6 protein-coding genes are annotated in these 5464 nt (G+C 63.5%); 2 read left to right on the forward strand and 4 right to left on the reverse strand.

Annotated elements, in window-relative coordinates; genetic code table 11:
* Positions 1–270: 270 nt before the first annotated feature.
* Positions 271–897, reverse strand: a complete 627-nt coding sequence (locus P3G66_RS31590; protein ID WP_276117861.1) for a dihydrofolate reductase family protein — start codon at positions 895–897, stop codon at positions 271–273.
* 141 nt (positions 898–1038) lie between these two features.
* Positions 1039–2631, reverse strand: coding sequence for an adenylate/guanylate cyclase domain-containing protein (locus P3G66_RS31595; protein ID WP_116056462.1), 1593 nt, complete (start codon positions 2629–2631; stop codon positions 1039–1041).
* Positions 2632–2673: 42 nt separating this feature from the next.
* Between P3G66_RS31595 and nucS the strand changes: the two genes are divergently transcribed.
* Positions 2674–3348, forward strand: a complete 675-nt coding sequence (nucS, locus tag P3G66_RS31600) for an endonuclease NucS (RefSeq protein ID WP_003945160.1) — start codon at positions 2674–2676, stop codon at positions 3346–3348.
* A gap of 19 nt (positions 3349–3367) precedes the next feature.
* The gene (locus P3G66_RS31605; RefSeq protein WP_054828484.1) at positions 3368–3712 is read left to right on the forward strand and encodes a hypothetical protein; all 345 of its coding nucleotides are present in this window, start codon (positions 3368–3370) and stop codon (positions 3710–3712) included.
* Between the two features lie 7 nt (positions 3713–3719).
* On the opposite strand, the gene P3G66_RS31610 is transcribed toward P3G66_RS31605, so the two are convergent.
* The gene (locus tag P3G66_RS31610) at positions 3720–4778 is read right to left on the reverse strand and encodes a hypothetical protein (RefSeq protein WP_003945156.1); all 1059 of its coding nucleotides are present in this window, start codon (positions 4776–4778) and stop codon (positions 3720–3722) included.
* Between the two features lie 40 nt (positions 4779–4818).
* Positions 4819–5292: a methylmalonyl-CoA epimerase gene (mce, locus tag P3G66_RS31615; RefSeq protein WP_276117862.1), complete on the reverse strand. Its 474-nt coding sequence runs from the start codon at positions 5290–5292 to the stop codon at positions 4819–4821.
* Positions 5293–5464: the final 172 nt, after the last annotated feature.

Genomic DNA, 5464 nt, shown 5'->3' on the forward strand with positions numbered 1-5464 from the left:
GAGAAGCCCCCCAACCAGTACTGGTTGGGGGGCTTTCTCGTACCCAAAACACCCCCCCGAAACACCCCCCGACTTCGAGCGAACGGTACGTTCGTCGCCTCAGATCGACCGAACGTACCGTTCGCACCATCAGGGGCGCGAGCGCAGCGGGCTCACCACCGCGTCCGGGACCGAGTGAACGACACGCTCACCCTCTTAGGCGAGGGGAACGGTACGTTCACACCATCAGGGGCGGGAACACGACTGAGGACGACAGGCGCTTTGCCCGGATCAGTCGATGCCGTAGGCGGTGGCAGTCGCATACTTCGGCCGGCCAGCCGGCAGATACCTCTGAATCGTCACGCCCTTTGATGTGGCTCGCGATTCGGCCAGCTCTAGTGCGATGTCCGGTCCGGAGTCGGGAAACAGTCGCGTGCCCTGGCCTACCACCACCGGAACGATCAGCAGGATCATCTCGTCGACCAGATCGTTCGCGAGAAGCCAGCGGCACAGGTTGCCACTGCCGTGCACCTGAAGCTCACCGCCGGGTCTGGCTTTCAGTTCGCCGAGAGCTGTGGCGGTGTCACCTGAAAGGGCTGTCGTGTTCGTCCATTGCGGATCGGTGAGCGTCGTCGACGCAAGGTACTTGGGCCGCGAATTCAGTGCGCTTGCAATGGGGTTGACGTCGGGATTCTCGAACGCGCCCCAATAGCCGGCGAAGATCTCGTACGTGTGTCGCCCGAACAGGAACGCGTCAGCGCGCTGGTAGACCTGGACGAGGTAATCCATGGCTTCGGTGTCCACCAATGGCGCGGACCAGCCGCCCCGCTCGAATCCACCTCGCCGATCTTCGTCCGGCCCACCGAGTCCTTGCATCACCCCGTCGAGAGTGGCGATGGTAAAGGTCGTCAGTTTCATAGTCGTACCCATCTCCCAGGCGTCGTCGGATTTCCGCTGTGCCGATATAGACCGTCGAGAAGCGGGAAAGTCATCGAGCGAACGTGGCGTTGATCGCCTTGGATCGACCGAACGTGCCGTTCGCTCAGGGGGGAGGTGGGGTCAGGGCTGAACCGGCACGGAGTCTGACGGGCTGGTCTCGGACTTTAGGGCGTCGCACGGAATCGCGAGCTCGGTCTGTTCGAGGCGGCCGCGAAGGGTGATGTTCTCGGTGATCGACCACTGTGCAGCCTCGGCGCTGTCAGCGGCAGCCACAGCCCGTCCGGATGCGGCGACGTTACCCGGAACCGTCTTGGCGACCTCGGACAGTCGCGCCGCTTCGTTGACGGGATCACCGATGACGGTGTACTCGAATCTTTCTCGCGCACCGACGTTCCCGGCTACGGCAACACCTGCGGCGACGCCGATTCCCGCGCTCACTTCCGGAACCTCGGCACGCAGGCGCTGCTGAATCTTGCGGGCAGCGGCGAGTGCGCTGCCGGCGTGATCGTCGAGTGTCGTCGGCGCTCCGAAGATCGCCAGCGCTGCGTCGCCCTCGAACTTGTTCACGAATCCGCCGTGCGCGTCGACCTCGTCGACGATGACGTCGAAGAAACGGTTGAGTAGAGCGACCACAGCCGTAGGGGAGTTGGTAGCCGCGATCGTGGTCGATCCGATGACGTCGACGAAGAGAACGGCAACGTCACGTTCTTCACCGCCGAGTTCCGGGTTTCGGCGAACCGCGTTTGCGGCAACCTCGTGTCCGACGTGGCGCCCGAAGAGGTCGCGTATTCGCTCGCGCTCGCGCAGACCCTCGGCCATGCGATTGAAGCCGGCCTGCAGTAGTCCCAGTTCCGTTCCGTCGTACACGACGACGGACGCGGTGAGGTCGCCACGGGTGACTTGTTCCATTCCTCGTCGCACGGACCGAATGGGGGCCGCGGCGGACCGGATGTTGATGTATGTCAGCCCGAGTCCGACGCACAGGGTGATCCCGCCGATGACGAGGATCGCGGTCGCGAGGGCTTGCCACGAAGCAGGCCGGATGAAGCTGAAGACCGCTACGAGCATCAAACCGGTGACGGGGACTCCGCTTCCGAGCAGCCAGACGAGGATTGTCCGGCCGGTCAGTCCGAGAACGGCAGCCTTGCGGGGTGCTCCGGATTCGAGTGCACGCGCAGCAATCGGGCGGAGTGCGAACTCGCTGAGCAGGTAGCAGAAAGCGCACGTGGTGATACCGCTGAAAGCCACGGTGAACAGAACTTTCGGAATGGTGTCGGGGTCGACGATTCCGTACATGGTCGTGAAGGTGATGAGCGCGGCCGTCCACAGGACGGCTTGCACTCGGGTCAGTCGCCACGGCCCGCGCAGCGCCGCGCGTTGATTCTGCTCTGTCGGTGGGTGATCCTCGGTGGCCCATCGAAGATCCCGCATCAGCCGTTTGGTGCCCCACAGAAGTCCGATGAGAAAGACACACCCGATGAAGACGGGCACGGCAATGAAGTTGATCCATGCGAATTCGGGGTGGATGATCTCGGGTCCGGGAACCACGAATCCGATGAGCACGATCGCCAGTACCGCTCCGATCAGGTTTGTGACCAGGAGGGGGGCGGTGAGTAGTGCCTGGACGCGGATTCGGCGGCGCCTGGGGCTTTCGTCGGTGGATCCGAGCAGCCACGACCCCAGGGGCGCACTCGGGACACGGCTTCGCTGCATAGTGTGTCGAGAGTAGTCGTAATGATCGCTTAGGGTGGTCCGGTGCGCCTAGTTATTGCTCGTTGCCGTGTCGACTATGTGGGACGCCTGACCTCCCACCTCCCTACCGCAAGACGACTGCTGTTGGTCAAAGCCGACGGCTCGGTCAGTATCCATGCCGACGATCGGGCGTACAAGCCGCTCAACTGGATGAGTCCGCCGTGCTGGTTGGTCGAGACCACCGGGGACAGCGACGACATCCTGTGGGTCGTCACCAACAAGGCAGGCGAGGAACTCCGGATCACTCTCGAAGAGGTCGAGCACGATTCGTCGTATGAACTCGGCCTTGATCCGGGTTTGATCAAGGACGGTGTCGAGGCACACCTTCAAGAACTTCTGGCGGAGCATGTCGAGACGCTCGGCCCCGGCTACACGTTGGTGCGACGTGAGTACATGACGGCCATCGGGCCGGTCGACCTTCTGGTCCGAGACGCGGACGGTGCATCGGTGGCGGTGGAGATCAAGCGTCGCGGCGAGATCGACGGCGTCGAGCAGTTGACGCGCTACCTCGAATTGCTCAACCGCGATCCGCTGCTCGCGCCGGTCACGGGAGTTTTTGCAGCGCAACAGATCAAGCCGCAGGCAAAGACTTTGGCCAACGACCGTGGGATCCGTTGCCTGGTCCTTGACTACGAGGCCTTGCGGGGCACCGAAAGCACCGAGTTCCGTCTCTTCTGACGCTGTTTAGACTCGAACCATGCCGCGCCGCAAACCTTCGCCGAAGCAAACCCGTCGAACGGATACTCGGCGTGCTCGGGATTCGAGCGCGGAGTCGGCGTCACCAAGCGGTGTGTTGTTCGGCGGGGCGCTGGTCCGGGAGGAACCCGGGCCGGGCGGTGAAATGTACATGGTGAGGCCGATACCCGGCTCCAACGCGACGAAGTTCTATCGATGCCCCGGTTGTGATCACGACATCAGACCCGGCGTCGCTCACGTGGTGACGTGGCCTTCGGAACCGGGCGGCGCGAACGAGCGTCGACACTGGCATACCGGATGCTGGTCAGGCCGCGGTACGCGCAGCCTGACCAGACGGTGGTCCTGAGCGTCGATCAGTTCCTGGACTGGGCTCGCTGCTCGACGGCGCGGGTGTCGATCTCGGCGGTGTTCGTCTCGTCCGAGTCCTCGAGAACGTCGTCTTCGTCGATACTCGGTTCTGATTTGACCGGTTCTGCGTCGACCTTATCTGCGTCGGCCTTCTTGTCTTCGATCTCGAGATCTTCCTCGGCTTCGACGATGACCGGAGCGGGCGGTGCATCGAGGAGTTCGCTCTCCCGGTTGACCGATGCGAGCATGGCCGGAACCGAATCGAGTTGTCCGCGAATGCCCAAGAGCTGAGCCAGGATTCGGCCTCGGAGAACGCGCAGTTCTTCGGTGAGTTCCTTCGCGTGAGCGATCTTGCGCTCGGACTGATCAGTGGCGGCCTGCAGCCTGCGCTGAGCCTCGTGCGACGCATCGGCGAGTCGACGCTCGGCCTCTGCTTTGCTCGACGACTCCAACTCGTTGACGGCGGCGACGACCTTGGCGCGGCGCTCCGACATCGAGATGTCGAAGTCTTCGCGGATCTGAGTGCGCTTGGCCTCGGACTCGGCAGCCAGTCGATCCCGCTCGGCCTGCGCGGCTTCGACGATCCGGGCGGCTTCGGTACGGGCCTGCGCCATGGTCTGCTCGTGCATGGTTTCCATCGCGTTGCGACGGTCCTCGAGTTCGGCGATCAGCGACTCGTAGTGCCCACGAAGGCGGGCGCCGTCCTGTTCGGCGATGGAGGTCATCTCGGCTGCGTCGGCCTCGGCCTTGGCGCGCACCTCCGAGGCCTCGTCGGAGGCAAGGCGCAGCATGCGGCTGATGCGATCGCTCATGCCCTCCGCAGTGGTGGGCGGTACCGAGAGGCGGTCGACGTCCTTGCGGAGGTCGTCGATGTCGTCGCGTGCATCGTCGAGCTGCTTGGCGAGGTCACGGGCCTGCGCAGCGGCAGCATCACGATCTGCCGCGGTAACTCGCAGCTCCGCGTCGAATCGCTCGAAGTAGTTACGTACCTCGTCGCGGTCGTATCCCTTCCGTGCGATCTGGAACGGAAGTTGGATCGAACCGCGGTCCTGCTCGTATGCCATGGCGACAATCTACCTGGCATACGAGCTGGAGTCGGGTCTGCTAGTGGCTCGCGTCGGTTTCGACCAGTTCCACCAGGACGCCGCCGGCGTCCTTCGGGTGAATGAAGTTGATGCGCGAGTTGGCCGTACCGCGTCGGGGAGCGTCGTACAGCAACCGAACCCCGCGGTCGCGAAGCTCGGCGGAGATGGCGTCGATGTCGGTGACCCGGTAGGCGAGCTGCTGGAGTCCGGGGCCGCTTCGGTCGATGAACTTGGCGATGGTCGAGTTCTCGTCCAGAGGCGCGAGCAGCTGAACGGCAGTGGATCCGGCGGGGGAGCCGACGACGGAGAGCATGGCCTCACGCACGCCCTGCGATTCGTTGATTTCCTCGTGGGTCGACACCATGCCCAGGTGCTGCGTGTACCACTCGATTGCCACGTCGAGATCGGGCACCGCGATTCCGACGTGATCGATCGCGACGACGAGGTCGGACGACAAAGGTGCGAGTGCAGAACTGGGGGAGGTCTGTGTCATACCTTTCACGGTAGCGCTACCGTTTGAGGAGTACACGTCGGGATGTGACTTGGCTCTTAGGCCGCACGGAACCGACGACTATCTCTCTTTTGCAGCCGGAGGAAATCGTGACCAGTTCTGTGATTGTTGCGGGAGCTCGTACCCCGATGGGTCGACTCCTCGGATCGTTGAA

Source organism: Rhodococcus sp. C3V (assembly GCF_029269915.1).
Classification (GTDB): Bacteria; Actinomycetota; Actinomycetes; order Mycobacteriales; family Mycobacteriaceae; genus Rhodococcus_F; species Rhodococcus_F qingshengii.

Excerpts from the sequence above, each read along its gene's own strand:
- P3G66_RS31590 (WP_276117861.1), bottom strand. The coding sequence starts at position 897 with ATGAAACTGACGACCTTTACCATCGCCACTCTCGACGGGGTGATGCAA.
- P3G66_RS31595 (WP_116056462.1), bottom strand. The coding sequence starts at position 2,631 with ATGCAGCGAAGCCGTGTCCCGAGTGCGCCCCTGGGGTCGTGGCTGCTC.
- P3G66_RS31605 (WP_054828484.1), top strand. The coding sequence starts at position 3,368 with ATGCCGCGCCGCAAACCTTCGCCGAAGCAAACCCGTCGAACGGATACT.
- P3G66_RS31610 (WP_003945156.1), bottom strand. The coding sequence starts at position 4,778 with ATGGCATACGAGCAGGACCGCGGTTCGATCCAACTTCCGTTCCAGATC.
- mce (WP_276117862.1), bottom strand. The coding sequence starts at position 5,292 with ATGACACAGACCTCCCCCAGTTCTGCACTCGCACCTTTGTCGTCCGAC.